Here is a 26,994-nt window from a genome sequence, read left to right on the forward strand (position 1 = left end):
GCCCGCCGGAAGGCGGGACGCGAGCCGATCCGAAGGAGAGACGATGATGGCAAACCGACCGCTGAGGCTGGGCATGGCGGGTGGTGGCCCGGGCTCCTTCATCGGGCCGGTTCACCGCATGGCCGCCCGGCTTGACGGCCGGTTCGAACTGGTGGCGGGCGCGCTGAGCCGCTCCATCGAAAAGTCGCGCGAGCAGGCCGCCCGCTGGGGAATTGCCTCCGATCGCGTCTATGCCGATCCCGATGCGATGTTCGCGGCCGAGTCCGCGCGCGCGGACGGCATCGAGGCGGTGGCGATCACCACCCCCAATTCCAGCCATCGCGATATCGCGGCGGCCGCATTGCGCGCCGGCATCGCCGTCATCAGCGACAAGCCCATGACCGCGACGCTCGACGAAGCGGAGGATCTTGCCTCCATCGTCGCGGAAACGGGAACGCCCTTCGCCCTCACCTATACCTATACGGGCTATGCGATGCTGCGCGAGGCGCGTGCCCGCATTTCGGCCGGGGCGATCGGCACGGTCCGCAAGGTGGTGGCGGAATATCCGCAGGGCTGGCTGTCCGAAGCGATCGAGAGCACGAACGCGCAGGCCGGCTGGCGCACGGATCCCGCGCGCGCGGGGGCCGGCGGCGCGATCGGCGATATCGGCGTGCACGCCTTCCAGATGATCGAATATGTGACAGGTCTGCGCGCGACCGCGCTCTGCGCCGATCTGCCGCGCGTCGTGCCGGGTCGGATGCTGGACGACGATTGCAACATCCTGCTGCGGCTGGGCGATGTGCCGGGCGTGCTGATGGCCTCGCAAATCTCGACCGGCGAACGCAACGGCGTGCGCATCCGGGCGTATGGCGAACGCGGCGGGCTGGAATGGACGCACGAAACGCCCGACCAGCTCATCCTGCGGGAGCCCGACAACAGGCTGTGCATCCTGCATGCCGGGGCGCCCGGCCTGTGCGATGCGGCCCTGGCGGCCACCCGGCTGCCGCCGGGTCATCCGGAAGGGCTGATCGAGGCGTTCGCCACGCTCTACAGTGATTTCGCCGACGCGATTTCGGGCGCGGGCGGCATATTGGATGGTCGCCTGCCCGGCATCACGGATGGCCTGCGCGGGATGCGGTTCATCGATCTCGCCGTGACATCGAACGCATCGCGGCGGTGGATCTCGTTCGAGGGAGAGATTCTGTGAAGACGATCAAGGGGCCGGCCATCTTCCTCGCCCAGTTCATGGGCGATACCGCGCCGTTCGATACGCTGGACCATCTTGCCGAATGGGCGGCAGGGCTCGGCTACAAGGGCGTCCAGATCCCCGTGGCGGACAAGCTGATCGACATCAGGACGGCGGCGGAAAGCCAGGATTATTGCGATGATCTGCGCGGCCGCCTCGCGCAATATGACATCGAGCCCACGGAACTCGCCACGCACCTGCAGGGTCAGCTCGTCGCCGTTCACCCCGCTTACGATCAGATGTTCGACGGCTTCGCGGCCGAGCATGTGCGGGGCAATCCGAAGGCACGACAGGAATGGGCGGTCGAGCAGATGAAATATGCCGCACGCGCCAGCCGGAGGCTTGGGCTGAAAGCCCATGCCACCTTCTCGGGCGCGCTCGCCTGGCCCTATGTTTATCCGTGGCCGCAGCGGCCGGCCGGCCTTGTCGAAGAGGCGTTCGACGAACTTGCGCGGCGGTGGCGCCCGATCCTCGACGTGTTCGACGAGGAAGGCGTGGATGTCGCCTACGAGATCCATCCGGGCGAGGATCTGCACGACGGCGCCACATTCGAGCGTTTCCTGGCGCTGGTGGACGATCATCCGCGCTGCAACATGCTGTTCGATCCCAGTCATTACGTGTTGCAACAGCTGGATTATCTGCAGCTGATCGATTTCTATCACACGCGTATCAAATGCTTCCATGTGAAGGATGCGGAATTCCGCCCCACGGGCAGGAGCGGCGTCTATGGCGGCTATCAGAGCTGGGTGGATCGTCCGGGACGATTCCGTTCGCTCGGCGACGGGCAGGTCGATTTCAAGGCGATCTTCTCGAAGATGGCAGCCTATGATTTCGATGGCTGGGCCGTGCTGGAATGGGAATGCGCGCTGAAGCACCCGGAAGACGGCGCGCGCGAAGGCGCCCCTTTCATCCGCGATCACATCATCCGCGTCACCCCGCATGCCTTCGATGATTTCGCCGCCGCAGGCATCGATGCGGCGGCCAATCGAAAGGTGCTGGGCCTCTCCTGAAGCCCGTTTCCTACGCCGTCTGCCGGAATGGCCCGAATGGCGGGGCGAAGGCCTCGCCCGCCGGGATGAACGTCACCGGCAGGGGCGCGGCGATATCGCGGATCCAGTCCGCGAGCAGGATCAGCGGCAGATCCTCCGTCCCCATATGCCCCAGCAGGACGATTCCGCGCGGACGTCCGAGCGTGCTCATGTCGGCGGCCCAGGCGGTTTCGTCGATCGTCGGCATCGCATTGGCGCTGCCTTCGGCCGTCTCCCCGCCCACGATCGCATCCACGTCCGCCGGAAGCGTCGGGAAGCTCGGAAAGGCATAGCCCACGCCGATCGCCACGCGCCGCACGATCATCGCCGGATCACCGGTCACGCGGTGCGCCTGCGTCTTGCAGCGCGCGGCGGCATAGCGCACCAGCGCGGCAAGGTTCATCGGCTGCGGCAGGGTGACGAGCGGCATGGGCGGCGGCGGCACAATGGCATCCGCCTTCCAGCCCAGCACCTGAAGCTGGCCCGCGAAGACCTGATCCGGAACCATCCGATGGGCGAGATCGTGATCCCGCCAGATGATCAGGCCATGTTCCTCGATGAAGCGCTTCTTCGCCTCGTAAATCGCATCGCCCGCCAGGAAATCCGGATTGTCGTCATCGCGGAACCACGTGTCTTCGTGCGAAATGATGAAGTTGCACTTCGCCGCCACCGCCCGGCGGAGGACCGAAAAGGTCGTCATGCCCGTGGTGGCGATGCCCGTGATGGCGGCATCGGGATCACCCGTTTTGAACGTATCCCGCCGGGATGGCACCGTTGGCTGCGGAGTTCCCTCCGCGCCGGCCTTGCTCACGATCCGGGCGACGAGTTCACGCGGAGTCATGCCTGCACCCTCCAGAAAGGATCGCGTGCCGGAGCGATCTTCAGGTTGAGCCCCGGCAGCGCGGCCGTGATCGCCTGGCCGCAGAGATCCACGAATGGTTGCTCGGAAAGGATCCGCCCGACGGCAAGCAAGGCCTTGGGCTGCCCGGCCTCGGCACTGTCGTGGATATATTCCACGACCTCCCATTCCCTCAGATCGCCCGTCAGCAGCGCGTCCACGCCCGCCAGCCCCTTCACGGTCGGCACCACGCGCGCGGTGCCGGCGACCAGCAGGATCGAGGCGATCGGCATGTCCGGATGTCCGATCGTGCGCAAACCGCCGCGAACATCCAGCCGCGCATGGGTCAGTTCCGCCAGCCGGGAAAGAGTCAGGCCCGGCGGCGTGTAAACCGGGGTATCGCCAGCGCGGCGATGGGCTGCCCAGCCCAGCCGCTCCGCCAGCGCGGCTGTCGCAGCGCCGCCATCGTCTCCGACCGGCGAAACCCGGATCACCGCCAAGCCATGCTCGCGCACGAAAGCGCGCTTGGCCTGAAGCGGCGGGCTGGCCTCATCGCGCTCTATCGCCCGCGCCATCGCCTGCGCGAACGGCCCCGGCGCGGGTGCTCGCGCCGCACGGGCATAAAATGGGCTTTCGGGGCTCACGATCACCGAGCAGCCGGATGCCACCGCCTCACGCAGAGCCGCCAGGCTGGGACGGGCGGTGAAAAGCACGCCCCCGACCGCAGCGCCCGCATCCCCCGCGAGCAACTCGACATCTCCAAGCTTGCCCAGCGCCGCCATCACGGCTTCCACCCGCGCCGCATCGGCCGCTCTTACCGCCGATGCGATCGCCACGGTCGCGGCGGCCGCCGCGCAAAATGTCCGCCGGCCGATATTCGCCTCGCTCATTCCGTCACCTCCGGCTCTTTGAAGGCACGCGCCGCGAACCGCAGGAAATAGGGCCAGTTGGGCTTGGGCGTGTGGCCATATTCGTGCTGCCGGAATGCGATGCTCCCCCGATCGAGAAGCGTTCCGAGCTTTGGCATCTGATCGCTCTCCAGCCCCTGCGCCCCGAGGAGAGCCCAGGCCGGGCTCGCCGCGACTGCCGCCTTGAACATGCCTGCGGGATCGACCCAGCCATCGCCCGGCACGGCATCCGGCGGAGAGAGCTTCAGCACGCCCGTTCCGATGAATACGGGGCGTGGGGCGACGAGCGCGATCAGCTCGTGCGAGTCCACCGGAAGGTCCGCCGCGCTGCGCCCGACGGCCGCATAACGGAGGAAATTCCCCGCAAACCAGTGGAAGCCGCCGCTCGACGCGAGATTGGGGATGCCCTCGCCATAATTGCGCCGGTAAAGCGCCGCTCCGCCCGCGCCGGACGAGCTGATATAGCCCGTGGCGAAACGCTGGTCATAGGCCATCGCCACCAGGGCGGCCTTGCCGTAGCGGCTATGCCCGTAGATCGCCACGCGGCGCGGATCGATATCGGGATCCTGGGTCAGCCGGTCGAGCCCCCGGCTCGCACCCCATGCCCACGCCCTCAACGCACCCCAGTCGTCCAATCCGCGCGGCCCGCCGTGATTGCCGATGCCGATGATTCCCGCGGAAAGACCGGCACCATTGTCCGCCTGCACGGAGGCGGGATCCAGCACGACCACCGCCCAGCCGCGCCCGAGAATCTGGGAGCGCTCGTCGGGGCCGGCGGGCTCGCTGATCTGGAACGGCGGCGGGCCCGGTGGGCGGGGCGCGGTGGATCCGAAGAGCATCACCGCCGGCACGTGCCGCCCCCGTGATCGCTCGGGCACGAGGATGTTCATGCTGATATCGATGGATCGCTTGGGGTCCCGCCCGTCGGCGACGTGGCCGGCGAGGCGCGTCACGATCACCCTGGCATTGTCGACCGTCTCCGTTTCGCGGGCCAGGATGCGCCAGTTCACGGAAGGCAGGTGCGCCGGCACATGCCCGTACAGCGCATCGGAAAGCAGACGTTCGATCTCCGGTCGGCGCACGCGCGTCCACGCGGAGCGCGTTGTCACGTCCTTGCCGCCATTCGTCCTGAGCAGCGCGGGCAGATCGGGAAGGGGATTGGCCCGGGCTTCGTCGAAATTGGCGAAGTTCGGCGCCGCCGGATCACGCGCTGAGAGTGTCGGTCGCGTCTCCCTGATCCCGAGGAGCGCCAATTCGCGCGATCGTTCGGCTCCAGATTCCGTCTGGATGCGTTCCCGTTCCGCAGGCGAAGGCGCCTGCGCGATCACGGGGAAAGCCGCCAACAGGCCAACCATAATGCCGAACCGGCATCCCTGCTTCATCCCACCTCTCCACTTCGAATTCTTGGCGATCCGATAGTCTTTGCGCGCCTGGCCCGAAGCGGGCCTCAGCGATATCGATAATAACGTACCTTCTGGATGGCGAAGTGGTGCCCCAGCATGATCCGGCGCCCCTGATGCGTCTGGTCGCCATTGAGCAGGCGCCCCGGCGACCAGGCGCCATCGCCACCGAAGCGGCCTTCCCACGCGCTGTCGATCCCGGCCTGGCCACCGGCCACCGGCTCAGCATAGACATGCACGTCGCGGCCGGCGATCAGATAGTCTTCCGGCCCGGTCTGCACGATGATCGCCGCCGCGCCGGCTGTATCGTCGGTCCGCGCCGGCCGCTCGATATCGGCGAAGGTGACGGTGAAGCGATAATCCCCGATCACCTTGGTCTGCGGCTCATAGACCAGGCTCTCATCGTAAAGCTGGCGCGGCTTGAAGCCGCCCATCCTGCCCTGCCCCTGCGCGGCCAGAATATAGGGCGAGAGCTGCCCCAGCACGTCATACGCCTCGCCCAGCGCCCCGGGGTCGCCATCGACGGAGTCGATCGAAAATGGACCGAAGCCGATCGCGTCCAGCGCGCCGATCGCGTAAAAGGCGTTGGCTGGCACTTCCGGCCGATCCGCATTGTTCGCTTCGGGAATGAACAGCGGATTATCCGGCCGCTTATAGCCATTCACGATGTCGACGAAGTTCGGAAAATAGATGTCCGGGGCCAGCAGATCGATATGCGGCGCGCCCGCTTTCCAGATGTCGATGAGATGCGGCAGCGGTCCGCCGCTCGGATATTGGCCGGGTGCGCGGCCGGGGCGGGCAAGCGCCACGTTCACATACATCGGGATCGGATAAGCGGCCTTGCCCGCCGCCGTCAGTGAATCGGCGAAGCGCGCATAATGCCACGCCGCGAAGATTTCGGCGGATGCGTCGCCCTGGCCGAACAGTTCGGACCAGGTGCCGGCGGTGCGCGCGCCATTCTGTTCCCACACCTGCTTCAGCGCGGGAACCAATGTCTCGCGATGCGCGGCGAGATAGGCGGTCAGATCCGCCGGCACCGCGCCGGCGAACGCGGCATTGGCGGCCGCGCTGTAATCCCGCGCGACCGGCAGCATTCCGATCTCGTTTTCAACCTGGATCATCAGCACCGTGGCGTCGCGCCGATCGACCTCCGCCAGATGCGCGTTCAGTGCCGCGAAGGCGCGCGCATCGGCCTTCAGCGTTTGCTCACCGAAGGTCGAAAGGATTTCCGCGCCCTGCCCGTTCGGCAGTTCCGCGCGCGGAAAACGCCCCTGATCGCGCTTCACCCACGCCGGCGCGTAGGTCGACATCGAATTCTTCCAGGCGCCGAACCAGAGCAGAACGAGCTTCAGATTGTTCGCCCGCGCAGCACGCAGCATCGAATCCAGGCTGCTCCAGTCGAACCGCCCTTCCTCGGGCTCGATCAATTCCCACGATACCGGCGCCAGAACGGTATTGAGATGCATCGCCTTCAGGCGCGCCCAGTGCGGCGCCATATAATTCGCGCTGGATGCGGCGGAATTGCTCAATTCGCCCGCGACAAGGAGCATCGGCTTCCCGCCGACGACCAGTTGTGTTGCTGTCCCCTGCCGCTGGAGGCGCGGGGGTTCGGCACGCGCAGCAACGAAAGCCTGCCCCGGCAGGGAGACGCAAAGTGCCGTCGTGAGCAGGGCGCGACGCAGTGCAAATCCATTGGATCGAACGAAATCAACTCGCACCGTCAAACGGCCCTCCCGACATTTCCGGCCCCGGACCGGCTTTCTCCCCGCGCACGATACCGCTATTCGGCACGACGACCAGCTTTAAATGTCTGACATAATAAATTTGCGACGGGGACGATCCATGACGATCCTTGCACGGCTCATCACCTCTCTCGCGCTGATGACGGCGCTCTTCTCATCGCCGGCGCGGGCCGAGGACGGCTATGATCTCTGGCTGCGTTATCGCCCGCTTCCCGCCGCCGAGGCGAGCGTGGCCGCGCGCCACATGCAGGCGATCGTGCCGCTGGACGACTCCCCCGTCATCCGGTCCGCCGCCGCCGAACTGGCCCGCGCGGCCACCGGCCTGACCGGCCAGTCTCCCGCCACGTCACGCCGGGCTGGCGCGATCATTCTGGCGCTGGCCAGCAATCCGGCGATCGCGTCGCTCAGGCTCGACACCTCCACGCTGGGTGCCGAGGGTTATCTCGTCCGCTCCGTGAAAATGGAGGGGGAGCCTGTGACGCTGATCGTCGCGAATGCGGATCGCGGCCTGCTTTACGGCGCCTTCGCGCTGATCCGCCTCGCCCAGACCAACACGACACTGAACGGGCTCGACGTGTCCTCCCGCCCCAAAATGCAGCTTCGCGTGCTCGATCACTGGGATAATCTGGATGGAGTGGTGGAGCGCGGCTATGCCGGCCAGTCGCTGTGGGATTGGTGGACGCTGCCGGATTACCGGAATCCCCGCTACACCGATTATGCCCGCGCCAATGCCTCGATCGGCATCAACGGTGTCGTCCTCAACAATGTGAACGCCAAGTCGGAAAGTCTGACGGCGCGCTATATCGGCAAGGCCGCCGCGCTGGCCGAGATGTTCCGGCCGTGGGGCCTGAAGGTCTATTTGTCTGCGCGTTTCACCGCGCCGATCGAATTGGGGGGGCTGCCGACCGCCGACCCTGCGGATTCGCGCGTGGCCGCCTGGTGGCGCGCCAAGGCGGATGAGATCTACCGCACGATTCCGGATTTCGGCGGCTTCCTCGTCAAGGCAAACAGCGAGGGCCAGCCTGGTCCGCGCGATTATGGGCGCACCCAGGCCGAGGGCGCGAACATGCTGGCGGCGGCGCTCGCGCCGCATGGCGGCACCGTGATGTGGCGCGCCTTCGTCTATGCGGAAACCAACCCCGAAGACCGCGCCAAGCAGGCCTATACCGAATTCAAGCCGCTCGACGGCACGTTTGCGGACAATGTGCTGGTTCAGGTGAAGAACGGCGCACTGGACTTCCAGCCGCGCGAACCTTTCCACCCCCTGTTCGGGGCGATGCCGCGCACGCCGCTGATGATGGAATTCCAGATCACCAAGGAATATCTCGGCTTCGCAACGCACCTCGTCTATCTCGCCCCTCTCTTCTCCGAGACGCTGCAGAGCGACACGATGGCGCGCGGCAAGGGATCGACGGTCGCGCGCATCCTGGATGGCTCGCTGGAAGGGCATCGGCTGAGTGGCATCGCCGGCGTCGCCAATATCGGGCGTGACCGTGACTGGTCCGGATCGTCCTTCAATCAGGCCAACTGGTATGCCTTCGGGCGCCTCGCCTGGGACCCGGACGGGTCGCCCGAAGCGATTGCGCGCGAATGGTCCGCGATGACGTTCGGCCCCTCGCCCGAAATAATCGCAACGAGCGTGAAGATGATGATGGGCTCGCGCGAGGCGGCGGTGGATTACATGACCCCGCTGGGCCTGGCTCACCTGATGGGCACCGGCCACCATTACGGGCCGGCCCCCTGGATCTCCAATCTCGCCCGGCCGGAATGGAACCCGGTTTATTATCATCGCGCCGACAGCGCCGGCATAGGCTTCGATCGTACGGCATCGGGCAGCGACGCGATCGCCCAATATGCACCGCCCGTCGCCCGCATCCTTGCCGATCCGAAGCGCATTCCCGAGCGCGAACTGCTCTGGTTTCATCATGTCCGCTGGGATCAGCGGATGGCATCCGGGAAGACGCTCTGGGCCGAACTGGTCGGCCATTATGATCGCGGCGTGGATTATGTGGCGGGCATGCAGCGCGAGTGGAGCGGACTGGAAGGCAAGGTCGATGCCGAACGCTTCCAGAAGACGGCCACCTTCCTCGCGGTGCAGCTCCGCGAGGCGAAATGGTGGCGCGATGCGAGCCTCGCTTATTGGATGAGCGTCAACAAGCTCGCGCTGCCCGCGGGGGTCGCCGCACCGGAGCATGATCTGGCCTGGTATCAGGCGCAGCGCTTTCCCTACGCGCCCGGAAACCCCTAACTCCCCCTTCGCCCCGGCAGAACCGGGGGAGCGATCAGGAGCGTCCGGCGGCAGCCTCCAGGAGTGGCGGCTGCCGATTGCGTCCGCGCACGCATCGCTGGCGCGCGCCCTGAAGCGAAGCGAGCCATCGCAGACACAATTGCGCACAAAAGGCCAAAAACAGCCAATTTCTCTACAAATACCAAATCAGTAAAAGAGGAATGATCATTCCATAGACAAGGACAATCGGCCACAGAATTATACAAAATGACGCCACCGGAGGCTATCGACCACGATTTTTTCGGCTGAAAACCGAGCAATCCACGATTATGTATTACAAGTTCCAAAGTAGAACAGTTGTTCATTGCTTAGACAAGTATTGACGAAACACATACTTGGTCGGATAACTTCTGTCCCGATCGTATATGATATGATTCGATCCATAAGGACAGGGGGAGAGGAATGATCACATCTCGAATTGACGGGACAGGTGCGTCCATCGCCGTTCTGGCGGCAGCCTTGCTTGCCAGTGCGGCTTCGGCCCAAACGGCGGCACCGGGCCAGTCCCGCACCACCGCCTCCACCGCGCAGGCGGAAGAAGACAGGCCGGCGACCGCGGCGCCGCTCAGCCAGGATATGCAGGGCATAGCCGACATCGTCGTCACCGGATCGAAGATCCGCGGCGTGGCGCCGATCGGCTCCAATCTCGTTTCGGTGGGGATCGAGACGATCGAGAAGACCGCGCCAGTCAACGTCTCGCAACTGGTCAACACCGTGCCGTCGATCTCGACGGCGGGGTCGCTCGCGCAGGGCGAGAACGGCTTTTCCTATTACTCGCCGCAGATCCACAGCCTGGCGGGCTCTTCTTCCAATACCACGCTGGTGATCGTGGACGGGCTCCGGCTTCCCGGTGGCGGCACCCAGTTCAACCAGACCGATCCGAACATCATCCCGGTCAGCGCGATCCAGCGTGTCGAGGTGCTCGCCGACGGCGCATCCTCGGTCTACGGTTCGGACGCGGTGGCCGGCGTCGTCAACTTCATCACGCGGCGGACATTTGATGGCCTCGAGGCCAATGTGCAGGCCGGCTTCGCCGATCATTATCGCGATTTCCAGACGAGTTTCATCTGGGGCAAGACCTGGGAAACGGGCGGCGTCTATGTCGCCGGATCCTATTCCGATCAATCCAAGCTTCTGAACAAGTATCGCGAATTTTCCAGCCGCGGCGATTATCGCTCGGTCGGCGGCAGCGTGAACCAGAGCTATCAGTGCAACCCCGCGACGATCGTGGTGCCGGGCGTCACCGGCGTGTTCCTTTCGCCCAGCGCCACGACGCCTGTCGCGAATACAACCTTGAACGCGCCCTGTAACAACTCGATCTACGCGACGCTGCTGCCCAGCCAGTTCCGCGCCAATTCCTTCATCAAGGTCACCAACGATTTCAGCGACAAGCTGACCGTGACCGCGACGATGAACTATAACCGGCAGGAGACGCATTCGCCCAACGGGCCGGGCGGCCTCAGCAATGCCGTGGTCTTCGGCCCCGGCTCCGGACGGACGGGGCAGATCAACCCCTTCTACGTGGCCCCGGCCGGCGCGCCGACCGCGACGCAGGAGACGGTGAGCTTCCTCTTCCCCCGCGCGGACGGGGAATATGGGGAATCGGAATCGCAGGCGGATTCGATCTACGCAACGGCCGTCGCGGATTATAAGATCACCGACGACTGGACGGTCACGCTCAGCGATGCCTTCGGCTGGAACCGGTCGGCGCTCAACAATATCAACAGCTTCTGTTCCGCCTGCGCGCTGCTGGCTCTGAACGGAACGGGGCAATCGAGCGGCAGCACCACCGCCACGAACATCGCCGGCCAGAATGTGATCGCGCTGAACCTTCCGCTGACGACGGCCAATGCGCTGGATATCTGGAGCCCGGTGGGATCCGCCAACCGCACCTCCGCGGCGGTGCTGCGCAGCCTGTACGGCGCGAACAGCGAAAATACGAACTACAACACCTTCAACCAGATCAAGCTCGACGCCCAGGGTTCACTGTTCAATCTGCCCGGCGGCGCCGTGAAGATCGCCGTTGGTGGCGAATATTACTGGCAGGAGCAGACGCAGAAGATTTCGGGATCGAACGGCACCGGGCCGACCACGACCGGATCCAACTTCCGCGTCTATAATTATGATCGCAACATCAAATCGGTTTACGCGGAACTTTATGTACCGGTCATTTCGCCCGAAATGGAGATTCCCTTCTTCCATCGGGTCGATCTCAGCATCGCCGGCCGCTACGACAAGTTCAGCGACGTCGGCGATACGACCAATCCGAAGTTCGCGGCGAATTGGGAACCGTTCGAAGGGCTGAAGCTTCGCGGTAATTATTCGCGCTCCTTCGTCGCCCCGCCGATCGGCGTGATCGGCGATCCCACGCAGGGCTATCTCTACGCCTCGGGAAGCGTCGGCGTGAACGGCGCCCAGATTGCCGTGCCGATCGCGAATTATCCCACCGTCGCCCAGATTCCGGGCATCCAGTGCACCGCGACGACCTGCCTGATCGGCACATCGGCCATTCAGGGCATGCGGCGCCAGCTTGGCGGCGGTTTCACCAATGAGGTTCCACAGAAAGGCCGCAGTTGGTCGCTCGGTGCGGATTTCGCGCCACGCTTCCTGCCCGGCTTCGTGGCCGCCGCCACCTTCTTCCACAACACGTTCATCGGCGGTGTGAGTTCACCAAGCCCCAGCGCGATCGTGAATTCCGCGGGCCTGCGCCCGCTGCTCACCATCTGCCCGTCCGGCTGCACGCAGGCGCAGATCGAAAGCTTCGCGAACATCGCCAATGGCGCGACGATTTCGGGTGCGGTGCCGCCGACCGTCTATTTCCTGATCGACCAGAGCTCACGCAACGCGCTCAATCTCAAGGTTGAGGGTATCGATGCCCAGTTCACCTACAAGACCCGCGAAACCGGCATCGGGCGGTTCACGGTGGGCACCGCGCTGACTTACTTCACCAAGTTCGTCCAGAATTTCGGCGGGGGCACGAGCTTCAGCATCCTGAATACCTCCGGCTACAATACGACCTTCCCGTCCGTGCGTTTCAAGAATCGCGCGCAGCTGGGCTGGGAATCGTCGGGCTTCTCCGCCGATCTCTTCTGGAACCATACGGGTTCCTACCGTAACTGGATCAGCACCTCGGTGAACCCGATCACCGTCGACAGCGTGGGCAATCCCACGGGCGGCGGCGACAAGGTGAAGGCGAACAACCTGTTCGACATGCACCTTCAATATACGTTCAAGACCGGAAACTTCCTGAACGGCTGGCAATTGTACGTCGACATGCAGAACATCTTCGATCGCAACCCGCCCTTCTACAACGGCAATACGGGTGGCATTCTCGGCGGCGCGTGGGGCTATAACGGCTTCGTGTCCAACCCGCTCGGGCGGCTCACCAGCTTCGGATTGCGCGTGAAGCTCTGATCCTGCCGGTCCCCTGTCGAGCCGTCCTCAGCAATCTGAGGACGGCTCTTTTTTGTGCGGTTCGCGGCGCGCTCAGGCGCGCATGAAAGGGCGAACGGGACGCATCACTGCCGCCCGCCCGATTCCAGCGAGTAGCCATGCAGGCCCGCCGGATAGGGATTGATCGCCACGCGGGTGCCCATCTGCCCTTCCGGGCCGCCGAAACTGGCGCGGTGCCAGCGCCCCTGGGCCGCCGATACGACATCGCCGGCAGAAGCCTTGATAAGGGGCACCCCTTCTACCTGCAGATCGACATTACCCTCCATGACGAACCAGAATTCGTCATAGCCGATATGATAATGGCCAAGATTGGAGGATGGAGGCGTAGGCACGCCACGGCCGCGAATATTGTTCACGAACATGTGCTGCGCCATGATGAACGGCCCCGCGCGGGCTCCGCCTTTCACCACATCCCCATAATAATCGAGATAGGGCTTGTTGGCCTCGTCGAATCCGCCCGGGCCTCCGGTCGCGAGCCTTTCTTCATAGATGAAGCCGTCTGTCGGCTTGGGCCGCGCGCGTGCGGGCTCCACGGGATAGAGCGGAAGATCGCTGGCGGCATGGATTTCAAAATACAGCGCCGGCGCGTCGCCCATCGCTTCCAGCGTGAAGGCGACGCGATAGGGAATATCGATCTCAAAGCCCTTGCGGGCCACGAACGAGGGCTGCCCCGCCAGAGAAACCTTCACCTCTCCGTCCCAGACGATGATCGCAGTGCGATTATCGGAATAAGCAACGGCATCCGTGGCCTTGCCCGGCGCGATCTGCTTCCAGTCCGCCACGATATCGCGATTGCGGACGATGGGCTGCGTCCACGTTTTCTGGCCTTTGTGAAGCGCCAGCACGTCGGCAAGCTTCCACCATGGGCGGTTCGGCGCCTTATAATCCGCATAAGGGGTTTTCTTCGGCATCCAGAGGCGCATTGGCGGCGGTGGCCCGCGACGGGCCGGGGCATCCGGCGGCGGCGGCGCCGCGCCGGACATTCCGGCCTGCGCGTTGACCTGCGCTGTGGCCGCGATCGCCACCATCGCAATCGCCGTCATGGCCGAGCCGATAGCAAAGCGTTTCATTCATCCCCTCCTCGCCCGTGGGCTTCGATTTTGTTGCGATCATATATGATATGATAGCATCTTGTTCGTCAAATTGATCCGCGCCAGAAACGGACAACGAAGATCTCAAGAATCTCGGAGAGGATGGATCGATGCTGCGACATGTTTTGGCCACCCTGCTGATCGCCTCGGGCGCGACGGCAGCGGAGGCGCAGGTGGAAAATTGCCGCGCCATTGCGGATTCCGCCCGTCGGCTGGCCTGTTATGATGCGCGCGATGCTGCTCCAGCCGCATCCAGCGCCGCCCCCGCGCCCTCCAGCGCGGCGCCCCCTGCCTCACCGATCGCCGCTGCCCAGCCCGCACCGGTCCAGACATCCGTGCCGGCGTCGCAGTCGAGCGCATCGATCGTACGGGGCCGGCCGGATGGCCGGATCGCATCGGTCACCGCTCTCCGCTACGGTCTTTCGCGCATCCAGCTGGAAGACGGCCGCACGTTCGAAACCGCGACGGATACGGCGGTGCCGCCCCCCGCCGGCACCGAGGTCCGGCTGCGGCGCACCCTGCTGGGCACCACCTTCCTCGACGCGGACGGTCGCCGCCCGCTCACTGTGCGACTGGTACGCCAGCCCTGACGGAGGGTTCGCCTCCTACGATCTGCCGGCGCGGATCCACGAACGCCCAGGCCACGATCCCGGCGAGCACCACCACCGCCCCGGTGCCGAACGCCGCGATCCAGCCGAATTGGGCGGCGATCCAGGGCGTCAGCGATGATGTGAGCGCTCCACCCAGTTGGCAGCCCACATTCATCAGGCCGGAGACGACCCCCGTATGCCGGCCGGCGATATCCGTCGTCACCGACCAGAACGAGCTTTGCGAAAGATAGATGGCGCCGCCGCCCAGCGCGAGCGTGAGAACGGCGAGCGAGACATTATCGACGCGCGAGCCGATGCCCAGAAACAGCCCGGTCAGGAGGAATGCGGCCATCGCCAGCCCGGACCGCCCCCAATAAAGGCCGAAGCGCTGGGAGATGAAATCGTTGAGCACGCCTCCGGCAAGGCAACCCACCGTCATCGCCATGAACGGCGCCATGCCGAACAGCGCGCTGGATTTCAGATCGAGCCCGCGCGCCTCCGCCAGATAGATGAAGAACCAGCTGAAGAAGATCCAGATGACATAGCCGAACGCGAAATAGCTGAGGAATAGCCCCCATACGCTGCGGCTGGACAGGATCGCCGACCAGGGAATGGCGCCGGGTGCCGCCGGATCGTGCACGGGAAGCCCGCTCTCGATATGCGCCAACTCCGCGGCATTGACGCGGGAATGCTCCCGAGGCTTGTCGCGCGAGACGGTGAACCAGATCGCGGCGGCGACCAGGCCGATCACCGCGCAAACATAGAAGGATGCCCGCCACCCCGCCGTCGCGATGATCGCCGTGATGAGCGGCGGCGTGAGCCCAGATCCTGCGCCCACACCCGCGAAGATCAGCCCGTTGGCCTTGCCGCGCTCCTGCGCCGGCACCCACCGGGAAAGAAACTGATTGCCGGCGGGATAGACGGCAGCCTCACCGATGCCGAGCGCGAAGCGAACGATCGCCAGAAGCAGGATCGCATGGCGGCTATCGGGCGGAACCAGTGCCGTCGCGACGCTGAAAATTCCCCACCAGACGAGCGCGGCCGTCAGCAGGGCACGCGGCCCGAAGCGCGCCGCCAGCCATCCCGCAGGGACCTGGAATGCCGCATAGCCCAGCAGGAAAGCGCTGAAGACCCAGCCCAGCCGGATCTGATCGATCCCATATTCCTCGCGCATCTGCACGCCGGCGACGGAGATATTGGTCCGATCGAGAAAGGCGATCGCGCTGATGACGAACAGCATGAAGATCAGCCAGATCCGGATGTTCGAGCGCCCGCTCCTTGCCATCATCATCTCCCCTGTCGCGGTCGAGCCACGATAATATCCTATATGATTTTTCTGTAGGCAGGTTATATCGACCCGTAAAGAGCGGGTCGACAGGCCCCGCCACAGGAGGGATGGCATGGTGGGATCGGGTAAATCAAAACGATATCTTGCTCTTGCGGCCGTGCTTTCATGGGGCGCCGCGGCCCAGGCAGCCCCCCTCCCCGATAGAATCGGCCACAGCGATCCCTCCCGCTATCGGGATGCCGCCAAGGTTCATAACGGCGCGGGCCAGATGAAGTTCGCCGAATTGCTGGGCGCCGGAGCCCTCAGCACGAACCTGATCTTCGTCCATCGTGGCGTGATCGCGCCCAAGAGCGGCATCGGCGAACATTTTCATCATCAGTGCGAGGAAATGTTCGTCATTCTCGATGGCGATGCGGAATTCACGATCGACGGACACACATCGCTCGTCCCCGGCCCCGCCGCCGTGCCGGATCGGATGGGCCATGCGCACGGGCTCTACAATCCGGGCGACAGGCCGCTGCAATGGCTGAACATCAATGTCGGCACCACCAAATCCTATGACGCCTTCAATCTCGATGATCCGCGCGTGGGCGTGGCGCGCGATCCCATTCCGCAATTCGTGAGCGTCCGGCTGGACAGATCGCTCCTCAGGCCCGCGCCGACCATGAACGGCGGACGCGGCACGATGCTTTACCGGCGCGTGCTGGAGCCATCGGTGTTCAACACGACATGGAGCTTCGTCGATCATCTCGTGCTGCCGGCGGGGAGCGCCACGGGGCGAAATGCCGATCCCGGCATGAGCGAAGTCTATTATGTGATTTCCGGGCAGGGCGAGATCGATGTCGATGGCGAAACCGCCCCGATCCGAGCCGGTGATGCGGCGCCGGTGGATCTCGGCCAGGCCCATGCCATCAGACAATCGGGCGAGGCCCCGCTCGAATTGATGGTGATCGGGGTCGCCAAGGATCTCGCGGCCAAGGCCACTTATGCGGCGCAGGCCGCCGCAGCGCGCCAGAGGCGCTGACCATCCACAACCATTGGGGAAAGAACGAATGGAAAGGCGCACCCTTCTCAAGATGCTTGCCGTCGCAAGCGCCGGCATGGCCGGCGGCGCGCGCGCGCAAGGCGCGGCCAAGGCCGCTGCGGGCAAGAAGCCGATCGTGCTCTATTGCGATCTCGCGATCGATCCCCGGCGCGAGCAGGAAATGCTCGATGCCTTTCACAATCATTTCAGGCCCGCCGCCGAAAGCTTCCGTGGGCGCGGCTTCATCGATCTGAAGATGCTCAAGATCCGCAAGGTGATCCAGGGCCGCCCCGCGCCCGCGGACGGCATCAACTATCGCTTCCAGCTGACCTATGAGAGCGAGGAGCAGCGGCAGGTCTGGATCAAATCGGAGGTCCACGAGAAGAACTGGCCGCTCATCGAGAATACGGTCCTCAACAAGGATTATCTCGTTCTGCTGACGGACAGCATCTGATCCAGTTCACGAAACGGAGAGGTTTCATGCGATCGGCAATATTGATCGGCGCCTTATTGTCTTCAGCGCCGCTCTGCTGCGCGCACGCCCAGGTGGCGGGTACAAACATCGAGAGGCTGGATCCCGCGCTGGACGCGCTGGTGGCGCCGGATGCGCGGATCGAGCGTGTGGCGACCGGCTTCGTCTTCACCGAAGGGCCGATGTGGAAAAGCGGTCGGCTCTGGTTCTCCGACGTGAATGGCGACAAGCTTCGCGCGGTCGATCCCTCGGGCAAGGTCGAGGAACTGCTGCCTAACTCCGGCGGCCTCCCCAATCCGCCGCAAGGCGCCTCGATCGGATCGAACGGCATGGTTCCCGACAAGGACGGGACCGTGCTGATGACACAGATGGGTGCGCGCCGGATCGTCCGCGTCGATGCGCGGCTGAAGCTCACGCCGTTTCTGGGCCATTATCAGGGCAAGAGGCTCAACAGCCCCAATGATCTGGTTGTCGGCGCGGATGGCGCGCTGTGGTTCACTGATCCTCCCTTCGGCCTGTTCAACGGAATGGACAGGGATCCGGCCAAGCAACTGCCCTACAATGCCGTGTTCCGATATGCCGATGGCAAGCTGGAGCCCGCGATCACCGATCTGGCCCTTCCCAATGGCATTGGCCTCTCCCCCAACGGCAAGATTCTCTACGTCACCGATTATGGCCCGCCGGGCATCATCTACGCCTATGACATCGGGCCGAAGGGCGCCCTTTCGAACAAGCGCACGGTGATCGCCTTTCCGCGCGGCGGCGGTGGCGGAGCGGATGGCCTGAAAGTGGATACGGCCGGCAACATCTGGGCGACCGGCCCGGGCGGCATCCGGATCATCACGCCGCAGGGCAAGGTCCTCGGCCAGATCAAACTGCCCGAAGTCGCCGCGAACCTCGCCTTCGCCGAAGACGGGCATGTGCTCTACATAACGGCCTCGACGAGCGTCTATCGCCTGAAGACGAAGATCGCCGGCATCCTGCCCCGCTACAGCCGCTGAGGCTCAGTTCCCTGCCGCGCAAGCCCTGAGGGCAAGCGTGCTCCGCCGCTCCGGCCTCCCGTGGATGCAATCAGCGGGAGGCCGGAGAGGAGCAGGCCCCGGACAGGCGGAGCCAAATGCCGGACATTTGAGAACGGCGTCCCGGTGGGGCATCCCCGGGGGCCGGGCGCTCAGCCCTTCGGGGGAGGCGCGGCCGCCGGCACCGCTCCACTGGCCGGCGGGGCGAAATGCGTCGCGAGATAATCGATCACGGTCGCCTGTTCCTCGGGATCGAGATCGGCGCCGCGATCGATCATCGCCTGCACGGTCGTCGTCCAGTCGGCGCGCGACTTGCGCACCTGGAGCGCCTGCGAGGGCGGATGGCAGGAGCCACATTTTTCGTTGATAACGGTCAGCCCCGGCCCTGGCGGCGGCGTCGCCGGAAGCTGGGCCAGGGCGGCGCCGAACGCGATCGTTGCGCTGGCGGCGGAAAGCACGAAAATCACACGCAAGGTCGTGGCCTTTCTCACGGAAGGGCATAAGCGACGACAGCGTCGCTGGTGGCGGGTTGGCCAGCAAAGCCGCCGGTCGCGACAACGGCCACCATCTGGTGCCCGCCAGGGGACTGATATGTCATCGGCGTACCATAACTGGAGGCTGGCAGCGTCGTGCTCCAGATTTCCTGCCCGGTGCGGGTGGCAAAGGCGCGAAGCTTCGAATCGCGCGTGGCCCCGATGAAGGTCAGGCCGCTCGCCGTTGTCACGGGTCCGCCCGCGCTCAGCACGCCCAAATCCTTCAGCGCCGGATCGGAATTGCTGCCCAGCGTACTCCGCCAGGCGATCGTTCCCTTGTTCACGTCCACCGCGACAAGTTCGCCCGCCTTGCCCTTGTGGCAGGGAATGCCCGTCTTGAAGTCCATGAAATAGGCATAGCCGCGCTTCATGCCCCAGCTTCCGTCCGGCTGGAGCGCCATCTGTTGCGGGCTCGCCAACTGGTTCAGGTTTATGACGTACAGGCCCATGGCCGGATCGAACGCGCCGCCGCCCCAGTCGCTGCCGCCCAGGCTGCCCGGAAAGAAGTTCACCGCGCCACCCGCCTTCAGCGGCTCGAACATCCGGCTGGGGACGATCTCGAAATCCTTGACCATCGCCTCGCAGCGTTCGCGGACATCGGGCGGGCCGTCGATCATCTCGGATGCGTTCCAGGAGAGGCGCGTCAATGGCTCCGGCCGCACCGGCATCGGCTGGGTCGGCCAGGGCTGCTCGCCCGGAATGTCGGTATCGGTGGGGACCGGCACTTCGTGCACGTCATAAAGCGGCTTGCCGGTGACGCGATCGAGGATGAACATGATCGACATCTTGTTCATCACCGCGATGGCGGGGATCGTGCGCCCGCCGCGGCGAACGTCGATCAGCGTCGTCACCGGAATATCGACGTCCCAGATATCGTGATGCACCGTCTGGAAATGCCAGAGATATTTGCCGGTGGCGGCATCCACGGCGACGATCGAATTGCCGTAGAGATTGGCGCCCTTGCGATCGCCGCCCCAGCGATCATAGGTCGGCGCCGCGACCGGCAGATAGGCGATGCCCCGTTTCTCGTCGACGACCACGAAGGTCCAGACGTTCACGCCGGAGCGCTGTTTCCAGCTGTCGCCCTCCCAGGTGCCGAAATTCGGTTCCCCGGGCTGCGGGATGGTGTGGAAAGTCCAGACAAGCTTGCCGGTGCGCGCATCCCATGCCCGCACGTCGCCCGCCGCGCCCTTCACGGGCATTTCCTGAACGCGGGAACCGGTGATGATGAGATTGCGGAAGATGGCCGGCGGGCTGCTCATGCCCAGCATCCCCTTCGTGCCGTTCATCACCTCCGGCGTCTTCATGTCGATGGTGCCGTTTTCGCCGAACCCGGCGGCGGGCATGCCCGTCGCGGCATCCAGCGCATAGAGCTTGCCCGTGCGGCCGCCGAACACGATGCGCGCGCCCACCCCCTTCGTCCCGGGCCAATAGGCGACACCGCGCGTGGAAGGCTGATCGTTTCCGGGAAGCGAATAGACCCACCGTTCGCGCCCTGTCGCCGCATCGAGCGCGACCACACGGCGATAGGGCGTCGCCAGATACATCACCCCGCCCACCACGAGCGGCGTTGCCTCCGATGCCGAAAAGCCCGTGCGCATCTGCGGCCCGGCGCTGTCGGGAGTGCCGATCGCCTCCCCGTTCGCGCCCGATGGCCGCATATGATAGGTCCAGGCTTCACGGAGGGTCGCGACATTGCCCGGCGTGATTTCCTTGAGCGGGGAGTGGCGCGCATGGCTTTCGTCACGGCCATAGCCGCTCCAGTCACCTGGAGCTTCCGCATGCAGCAGAGCCGGCGCTCCCGCCAGGAAGGTAGCGATAACAATGCCGATCCGCGACGATCGCGAACGAATGCTGGTCAAGCGGTCTCTCCCTTCAAATTGAGCGGTGCGCGCCTGTCCCGACGCGTTGCGTTGTCCCGCTTGCCCGATCATGCTAGCAACCGTGCAAATCATATACAATATGATCTGGAAAGCTAATCCGGCATTTTCTGCGCCGGCTCGAGGGAGATTGATGGATGCCGACTTTGCCTCTGGCAGGCCTCCGCGTACTGGACATATCGCAGGTTATGGCGGGGCCGTTCTGCTGCATGTTGCTGGGAGACATGGGCGCGGACGTCATCAAGATCGAACCGCCCCGGACCGGTGACTCCACTCGCCATTCCATGGGTTTCCGCCTCAAGGGCGAGGATAGCCCCGGCTTTCTCGCGCTCAATCGCAACAAGCGGAGCATCACGCTCGATCTGAAGAATGACGAGGATCGCGAGGTGCTCTACGCCCTCGTCAAGACGGCGGATATCCTGGTCGAGAATGCCCGGCCGGGCGTGGCGGGCCGGCTCCGCATCGATTATGATACGCTTTCGGCGATCAATCCCCGGCTGGTCTATGCCAGCATTTCGGGCTTCGGGCAGACCGGCCCCTGGGCGCAGCGGCCCGGCTTCGATCTGATCGCGCAGGCGATGTCCGGCATCCTCAGCTCCAACGGCTTTCCGGGCATGGAGCCCGCGAAGAATTCGATCGCCGTGGCGGATCTCGGCGCCGGGCTCTTCTCGGCCTATGGGATTCTCAGCGCGATCATCGGCCGCCACACGTCCGGCAAGGGGCAATATATCGATGCCTCCCTGCTGGAGGCGGCCATGGGCCTTTCGATCTGGGAAACGACCGAATTGTGGGGAACAGGCAAGCCGCCCGCGCCCATCGGATCGGCAAATCGCATGTCCGCCCCCTATCAGGCGGTGCGCGCGTCCGACGGCTGGTTCGTCATCGGCGCGGCCAATCAGGGACTGTGGCTGACCTTCCTCAAGGTATTGGGGCGGCCGGAATTGCAGGAAGATCCGCGCTACGCCACCAATGCCAACCGTGTCGTGAACCGCGAAATCCTGATCGCGGATCTCGCGCCAACCTTCCTCGAGCGGACCAAGCAGGAATGGATCGATGCCTTGCTGGAAGCGGGCGTCCCGGCATCCCCCATATTGGATTATGGCGAGGCCGTCGCAAGCGAGCAGGCGATCGCGCGGGATATGGTAATGCAGGTCCCCCACCCGGTAGAAGGCGAATTCAGGGCGCTGGGCTTCCCGGTGAAGATGCGCGGGACGCCGCAGGAAGTGCGCCTGCCCCCGCCGCTCATCAACGAACATGGCGACGAGATCCGCCGCGAGCTTGTGGAAAAGGGCCTGCTCCATCCGAAGACGGAGGCCGCTTCGTGAGCGGCGGGCGCGTCATCGTCGAGCGCCGGGGCGCAGAAGCGCATGTCCGCTTCGACAATCCTTCCGCGCACAATGCTCTGGACAGCCAGATGTGGCTCGATCTGCGGGATATCGCGCGTGGCTTCGCAGCGGATCGATCCGTTCGCGTCGTCACCTTCCGGGGCGCGGGCGGAAAGGCGTTCGTTTCCGGCACCGATATCGCGAAGTTCGCCGATTACGAAACCGGCGAACAGGGCATCGAATATGAACGCGGCATCGACGAATGCATGGGCGCGGTGGATGCCATTCCCTGCACCACGATCGCCGTGGTCGAGGGCTGGGCCATCGGTGGCGGCATGAACATCTCTTCCGCCTGCGATTTCCGCATCGCCACGCCCGATGCGAGATTTGGCTCCCCGATCGGCCGCACGATCGGCAATTGCCTGTCGGCGGCGAGCGTGGCGCGCATCGGCGGGGCCGTGGGCATCCAGCTCGCCAAGCGCATGGTCCTGCTCGGCGAGATACTCGGCGCGGAGCAGCTTCTCGCCAGCAACTTCCTGCTGAAGATCGTCGAGCGGAGCGATCTCGACGAAGAAATCGCGACGCTGTGCGAACGCGCGACGCAGAATGCGCCGCTCACCACCAGCGCCACCAAGGAAACGATCCGGCGCATGACCTATGACGCGCTGCCCGAGATCGAATCCCTCATCGGGCAGGTCTACGGGAGCGCGGATTTCCGGCGCGGCGTGGCCGATTTCCTCGCCCGCACGAAGGCCGTTCCGAACTGGTCCGGAAACTGAGGCGGCGGCGGGGGCCTTGCACCCCCGCCCCCTGCCCTATTGCGGCTTCTGGGCGATGATCTTGATCCCCGCCATCATCGGCGGGCTCGGCGGCAGCGCCACTTCCCCGCTGGGGAACCCGTTCGACTGGAACAGATAGGCCTCGATATCGGATACGGTCCGTCCGCTCAGGGAATCGGGCGCGTTCAGCGGCATCGTGGTCTTGATCCGCGTGAACAGATCGCCCGCGGATGTACCGTTCCAGTTGTTGAGGAAACCCGATCCGGTAAGCGCAGGCGCCACGTCGATTCCGGAAAGCGATTCTCCGTGGCAGGATGCGCAATTCTGCGCATAAGCCGCCTTGCCGCGTGTGGCCTGCTCCGCGCTGTAGACGCCTGTCCACACCGAACGCTCGGCGGGCTGGGCCTGGGCGACGATCCCTCCGGCGAGAGCCAGCGCCCCGGCGAATATCAACGCTACACGTGCCATCATACCTCTCTCGTCATGCCGCGCCCGGCAGCCTGTAAGCCACCAGTTCGGCGCTATAGTTTCCGCCCCCGATGGCGACGACGATATATTGCCGCCCCTTGAGACGGTAGGTCATGGGCGATCCACTTTGGGGTGCGGGCATGTAAACTGCCCCGCGTTCGACACCGGTCGCCTTGTCATAGGCGCGCAACATCGCGCCGCGGACGCCATATTCATTGGTGTAGAAGCCCGCTTCTCCGCAGATCACGAGGGTCTTCGTCACCAGCGGACCGAGATTGCCGGCACGGCCCGTGCGCGGAATCTTGAGCCCCTTCAACGCCGGGTGGTTGCGCACATTGTCCGGCGTTTCTCCGTGCGCGATCTGCCAGGCGAGATCGCCCTTGGAGAGATCGATCGCGGTGATGCGGCCATATGGCGGCTTGAGCAGGGGCAGCCCGTCAATCGCGAGAAAGGCGGGGCGCAGCGACTGGCCTCCCGGCGGCATGGGGGGAGGACCGCCGCCGGCGGTGGCCGCGCTCATCATGTTCGCCGCCGTTTCCGAACCCATCGCGATCTGCGCGCGCGGCGCGTTGCCCGCCACACCGTGGACGTGCGGGAATTCGGAAACCTTCTGATCCCCATTCGGGACGATCCCGATCAGCCCCGGCGTGGACTTCGAATAGACGTACACCATGTGCGTCTCTGGATCGTAACAGCCGCCGGGCCAGTTGGTGCCGCCCTGTATGCCCGGGTTCGTGATCGTGCCCCACCGGCCGGGACGGCTCAGCACCGGCGGCGTATAGAGAGGCCCGATCTTGTAATTCTTGACCAGTTCGACGGCCTTCGCCCGCAGTTCCGGCGTGTAATCGATCAGATCGTCGATCGATACGCCCTGCACATCATAGGCCGGCGGCTTGGTGGGAAAGGGCTGCGTGGGCGAATACCATTCACCCGGCACGTCGCCCGCCTCCACCTTCCGTTCCACGATCGGCCAGATCGGCTTGCCGGTCTCGCGATCGAGCACGTAGAGGAATGCCTGCTTGGTCGGCTGGGCCAGCGCCTTGACCGTCTTTCCCCGTACCGGGATGTCGCAGAGGATCGGCGCGCAGGGAATGTCGCGATCCCACAGGCCATGGTGCACAAGCTGGTAATGCCAGCGCCGAACCCCGGTCTCGATATCCAGCGCGACGAGGGATTCGCCGAACAGGGCATTGCCGCGGCGGAACATCCCCATCTCGTCGCCGGTCGGCAGCTCCACCGGAACATAGACGAGGCCGAGTTCCTCATCGGCGGACATTTCCGCCCAGACGCCCCCGTTGCCGGCCTCGTCGGCATCGCCGTTCAACCAGCTTTCATAGCCATATTCGCCCTTGCGCGGGATGGTGTGGAAGATCCATTTGCGGCGCCCGGTGCGAACGTCGAACCCGCGAACATAGCCCTTCACGTTCCGCTTCACCGCCGGCACGTCGCCTGCGGCATGCGCTGCCCCCACGATCACCGTATCGCGCGCGATCATCGGCGTGGCATGCAGCCCCACATCGGCCGATTCCAGATCGATCTCCTGATCGAAATCCTGCTTCAGATCGACGATGCCATTCTTGCCGAATGCCGGATCCGGCAGGCCGGTGACGGCATCCAGCGACACGAGCTGGTAGCCGATCGTCACGTAAAGGATGCGTTCGACCTTGCCGTCGGTCCAATAGGATACGCCGTGTCCGGAAAGCTGGCGCGGGGATTTCAGCGCGCGCTCGCCCTCATCGATGCGATGCATCCACAAAAGCTCGCCGCTCGCCGCATCCAGCGCCACGCAATCTCGCCGGGATCCGGCGGGAAGGTAGAGCTTGCCCTTCACCAGCAGGGGCGTCGGCTCGAACTGATATTCCTTGCGCGCGCCCAGAGCATCCGTCTTGAAGCTCCAGGCGACCTCGAGATCGTTGAAATTCTCCGCATTGATCTGCGCGAGCGGGGAATAGCGCGTATTCGCCTGATCCGCCGCATAGTGGCGCCATTCGGTGTCGGCGCCGCTATCCCCTGCCGCAGGGGGCGCCGCGAAAAGAGGCGCCCTGATACCCGCCCCATCGAGCACGATCACGGAGGCCGCGCCCGCCAGCAGCCCCCGTCGGGAGATCTTCAGTGTCACGCCGTGCGGCTCCTCTCGAATTATCGTTGCCGCGGCCAGCCTTTTACCAGCTGACCGCGATATATTTCGCCTCGCAATATTCGATCAGGCCGTGGTGCGAGCCTTCGCGACCGAGCCCGCTCTGCTTCACGCCGCCGAACGGCGCGGCCGCATCGGACACCAGCCCCCGGTTGACGGCGACCATGCCGCATTCGATCCGCTCTGCGACCCGCAGCGCCTTGGCCAGATCGCCCGAATAGACATAGGCCGCCAGGCCATATTCGGTCGCATTGGCGAGGGCGATCGCCTCCTCCGGATCATCGAACGGAATGACGGCCGCCACCGGCCCGAACACTTCCGTCGACAGGATTTCGGAGCCGGGCTGGACATTGGCGAGCACCGACGGCGGATAGAAATAACCCGGCCCGTCCACGGCCTTTCCGCCAAGCCGGATCTCGGCTCCGCGCGATGTCGCGTCGCTCACCAGCCATTCGATCTTGTCGATCGAGGCCTGGTTGATCATCGCGCCGCACTGCGTATCGCCGTTGATGCCGGGGCCGACCTTCATCGCCCCCATCCGTTCGGACAGCTTCGCCACGAAGCGGTCATGGATGCCACGCTGGACGTAAAAGCGGTTGGCCGCCGTGCAGGCTTCGCCCGCATTGCGCATCTTGGCCACCATCGCGCCTTCGATCACATCATCCAGATCGGCATCATCGAACACGAGAAACGGCGCATTTCCGCCCAATTCCATGGACGAACTGATGACGGTATCGGCCGCCTCGCGCAACAGCAGGCGCCCCACTTCCGTCGAGCCGGTGAAGGAAAGCTTGCGCACGCGCGGATCGTGAAGGATCGCGCGACACACGGCTGCCGGATCACTGGTGTTGACGAGGTTCACGACGCCGGCGGGCACGCCCGCGCGCCGCATGATCTCCGCCACGGCCATCGCCGTCAGCGGCGTTTCCTCGGCCGGCTTGAGAATGCAGGTGCAGCCGGCGGCCAGCGCCGGCGCGATCTTGCGGGTCGCCATCGCCGCCGGGAAATTCCACGGCGTGATGAGCAGCGCGATGCCGATCGGCTGATACTGGACGAGGATCCTGTTGGCCCCCGAAGGAGACAAGGCAAACTCGCCATTGATGCGCACGGCTTCCTCCGCATACCAGCGGAAGAACTCGGCCGCATAGGCAACCTCGCCGCGCGCATCGCTGATCGCCTTGCCATTTTCGAGCGAGATGAGCTGCGCGAGCCATTCCTGCTCGTCCATCATCGCCCGATAGCAGGCGAGCAGGATCTCGGCGCGTTTCCGGGGAGGTGTCGCCGCCCAGCCGGCGGCAGCAGCGGACGCGGCATCGATCGCCGCAATCCCATCCGCCACGCCGCCATCCGCGACGGACGTCAGAGTGCCACCGGTCGAGGGATCGAGAATGTCGATCCGCTTGCCACCGGCCGGCTCGATCCAGCTGTCGCCGATCAGTAGCCCGGTGGGGATGGCGAAGGGGCCGGCACGATCGCCGGCGGCGGGGGGCGTGTAACTGTTGCTCAT

At 64.8% G+C, this 26,994-nt stretch carries 21 protein-coding genes; 10 read left to right on the plus strand and 11 right to left on the minus strand.

The window, feature by feature from the left end; all coding sequences use genetic code 11:
* Positions 1-46: 46 nt before the first annotated feature.
* Positions 47-1,186, plus strand: coding sequence for a Gfo/Idh/MocA family oxidoreductase (locus DI605_RS12780; protein ID WP_293974295.1), 1,140 nt, complete (start codon positions 47-49; stop codon positions 1,184-1,186).
* Positions 1,183-2,235, plus strand: a complete 1,053-nt coding sequence (locus DI605_RS12785; protein ID WP_293974297.1) for a sugar phosphate isomerase/epimerase — start codon at positions 1,183-1,185, stop codon at positions 2,233-2,235. Before DI605_RS12780 ends, DI605_RS12785 begins: the two co-directional genes overlap by 4 nt.
* A 10-nt stretch (positions 2,236-2,245) precedes the next feature.
* On the opposite strand, the gene DI605_RS12790 is transcribed toward DI605_RS12785, so the two are convergent.
* The 4 genes from DI605_RS12790 to DI605_RS12805 all read right to left on the minus strand — a co-directional run bounded on the left by DI605_RS12790 (position 2,246) and on the right by DI605_RS12805 (position 7,117).
* A complete protein-coding gene (locus tag DI605_RS12790) occupies positions 2,246-3,094 on the minus strand; it encodes a Nif3-like dinuclear metal center hexameric protein (protein ID WP_293974300.1) in 849 nt (282 codons plus the stop codon).
* On the minus strand, positions 3,091-3,981 hold the full coding sequence (locus DI605_RS12795) for a Nif3-like dinuclear metal center hexameric protein (protein ID WP_293974303.1): 891 nt from the start codon (positions 3,979-3,981) through the stop codon (positions 3,091-3,093). Before DI605_RS12795 ends, DI605_RS12790 begins: the two co-directional genes overlap by 4 nt.
* A complete protein-coding gene (locus tag DI605_RS12800; RefSeq protein WP_293974306.1) occupies positions 3,978-5,381 on the minus strand; it encodes a hypothetical protein in 1,404 nt (467 codons plus the stop codon). Before DI605_RS12800 ends, DI605_RS12795 begins: the two co-directional genes overlap by 4 nt.
* 65 nt (positions 5,382-5,446) lie before the next feature.
* Entirely contained in the window at positions 5,447-7,117 is a 1,671-nt protein-coding gene (locus DI605_RS12805) for a DUF5597 domain-containing protein (protein ID WP_293974476.1), read from the minus strand.
* A gap of 124 nt (positions 7,118-7,241) precedes the next feature.
* On the opposite strand from DI605_RS12805, the gene DI605_RS12810 reads away from it, so the two are divergent.
* Positions 7,242-9,389: an alpha-glucuronidase family glycosyl hydrolase gene (locus DI605_RS12810; protein WP_293974309.1), complete on the plus strand. Its 2,148-nt coding sequence runs from the start codon at positions 7,242-7,244 to the stop codon at positions 9,387-9,389.
* Positions 9,390-9,830: 441 nt separating this feature from the next.
* Positions 9,831-12,842: a TonB-dependent receptor gene (locus tag DI605_RS12815; RefSeq protein ID WP_293974312.1), complete on the plus strand. Its 3,012-nt coding sequence runs from the start codon at positions 9,831-9,833 to the stop codon at positions 12,840-12,842.
* A gap of 104 nt (positions 12,843-12,946) precedes the next feature.
* Here DI605_RS12815 and DI605_RS12820 read toward each other — a convergent pair whose 3' ends face one another.
* Positions 12,947-13,951: a cupin domain-containing protein gene (locus tag DI605_RS12820; RefSeq protein WP_293974314.1), complete on the minus strand. Its 1,005-nt coding sequence runs from the start codon at positions 13,949-13,951 to the stop codon at positions 12,947-12,949.
* A 131-nt stretch (positions 13,952-14,082) separates the two neighbouring features.
* On the opposite strand from DI605_RS12820, the gene DI605_RS12825 reads away from it, so the two are divergent.
* On the plus strand, positions 14,083-14,562 hold the full coding sequence (locus DI605_RS12825; RefSeq protein ID WP_293974317.1) for a hypothetical protein: 480 nt from the start codon (positions 14,083-14,085) through the stop codon (positions 14,560-14,562).
* Here DI605_RS12825 and DI605_RS12830 read toward each other — a convergent pair.
* Positions 14,534-15,847 (minus strand): MFS transporter, encoded by a 1,314-nt coding sequence (locus tag DI605_RS12830; protein ID WP_293974320.1) that lies wholly within the window; start codon positions 15,845-15,847, stop codon positions 14,534-14,536. The genes DI605_RS12825 and DI605_RS12830 overlap by 29 nt on opposite strands.
* A gap of 271 nt (positions 15,848-16,118) precedes the next feature.
* Between DI605_RS12830 and DI605_RS12835 the strand changes: the two genes are divergently transcribed.
* The 3 genes from DI605_RS12835 to DI605_RS12845 all read left to right on the plus strand — a co-directional run bounded on the left by DI605_RS12835 (position 16,119) and on the right by DI605_RS12845 (position 18,347).
* Entirely contained in the window at positions 16,119-16,874 is a 756-nt protein-coding gene (locus DI605_RS12835) for a cupin domain-containing protein (RefSeq protein WP_293974323.1), read from the plus strand.
* A 28-nt stretch (positions 16,875-16,902) separates the two neighbouring features.
* Positions 16,903-17,328, plus strand: coding sequence for a hypothetical protein (locus DI605_RS12840; protein WP_293974325.1), 426 nt, complete (start codon positions 16,903-16,905; stop codon positions 17,326-17,328).
* A 92-nt stretch (positions 17,329-17,420) separates the two neighbouring features.
* Positions 17,421-18,347 (plus strand): SMP-30/gluconolactonase/LRE family protein, encoded by a 927-nt coding sequence (locus DI605_RS12845; RefSeq protein WP_293974328.1) that lies wholly within the window; start codon positions 17,421-17,423, stop codon positions 18,345-18,347.
* A gap of 170 nt (positions 18,348-18,517) precedes the next feature.
* On the opposite strand, the gene DI605_RS12850 is transcribed toward DI605_RS12845, so the two are convergent.
* Both DI605_RS12850 and DI605_RS12855 read right to left on the minus strand, forming a co-directional pair.
* Positions 18,518-18,838 (minus strand): hypothetical protein, encoded by a 321-nt coding sequence (locus DI605_RS12850; protein ID WP_293974331.1) that lies wholly within the window; start codon positions 18,836-18,838, stop codon positions 18,518-18,520.
* A gap of 14 nt (positions 18,839-18,852) precedes the next feature.
* Positions 18,853-20,760 (minus strand): PQQ-binding-like beta-propeller repeat protein, encoded by a 1,908-nt coding sequence (locus DI605_RS12855; RefSeq protein ID WP_293974334.1) that lies wholly within the window; start codon positions 20,758-20,760, stop codon positions 18,853-18,855.
* Positions 20,761-20,915: 155 nt separating this feature from the next.
* Between DI605_RS12855 and DI605_RS12860 the strand changes: the two genes are divergently transcribed.
* The gene (locus DI605_RS12860) at positions 20,916-22,103 is read left to right on the plus strand and encodes a CoA transferase (RefSeq protein WP_293974337.1); all 1,188 of its coding nucleotides are present in this window, start codon (positions 20,916-20,918) and stop codon (positions 22,101-22,103) included.
* Positions 22,100-22,882 carry an enoyl-CoA hydratase gene (locus DI605_RS12865; protein WP_293974340.1) on the plus strand — a complete coding sequence of 261 codons (783 nt, stop codon included), beginning with the start codon at positions 22,100-22,102 and terminating at the stop codon, positions 22,880-22,882. Before DI605_RS12860 ends, DI605_RS12865 begins: the two co-directional genes overlap by 4 nt.
* 36 nt (positions 22,883-22,918) lie before the next feature.
* Here DI605_RS12865 and DI605_RS12870 read toward each other — a convergent pair whose 3' ends face one another.
* From DI605_RS12870 to DI605_RS12880, 3 genes are read right to left on the minus strand one after another with little or no spacing between them, the layout of a single operon-like run.
* The gene (locus tag DI605_RS12870; protein WP_293974343.1) at positions 22,919-23,353 is read right to left on the minus strand and encodes a c-type cytochrome; all 435 of its coding nucleotides are present in this window, start codon (positions 23,351-23,353) and stop codon (positions 22,919-22,921) included.
* Between the two features lie 10 nt (positions 23,354-23,363).
* On the minus strand, positions 23,364-25,469 hold the full coding sequence (locus tag DI605_RS12875) for a PQQ-binding-like beta-propeller repeat protein (RefSeq protein WP_293974345.1): 2,106 nt from the start codon (positions 25,467-25,469) through the stop codon (positions 23,364-23,366).
* 43 nt (positions 25,470-25,512) lie between these two features.
* Positions 25,513-26,994 carry an NAD-dependent succinate-semialdehyde dehydrogenase gene (locus tag DI605_RS12880; RefSeq protein WP_293974348.1) on the minus strand — a complete coding sequence of 494 codons (1,482 nt, stop codon included), beginning with the start codon at positions 26,992-26,994 and terminating at the stop codon, positions 25,513-25,515.

It is taken from the genome of Sphingomonas sp., assembly GCF_003248515.1.
Lineage (GTDB): Bacteria > Pseudomonadota > Alphaproteobacteria > Sphingomonadales > Sphingomonadaceae > Sphingomonas_I.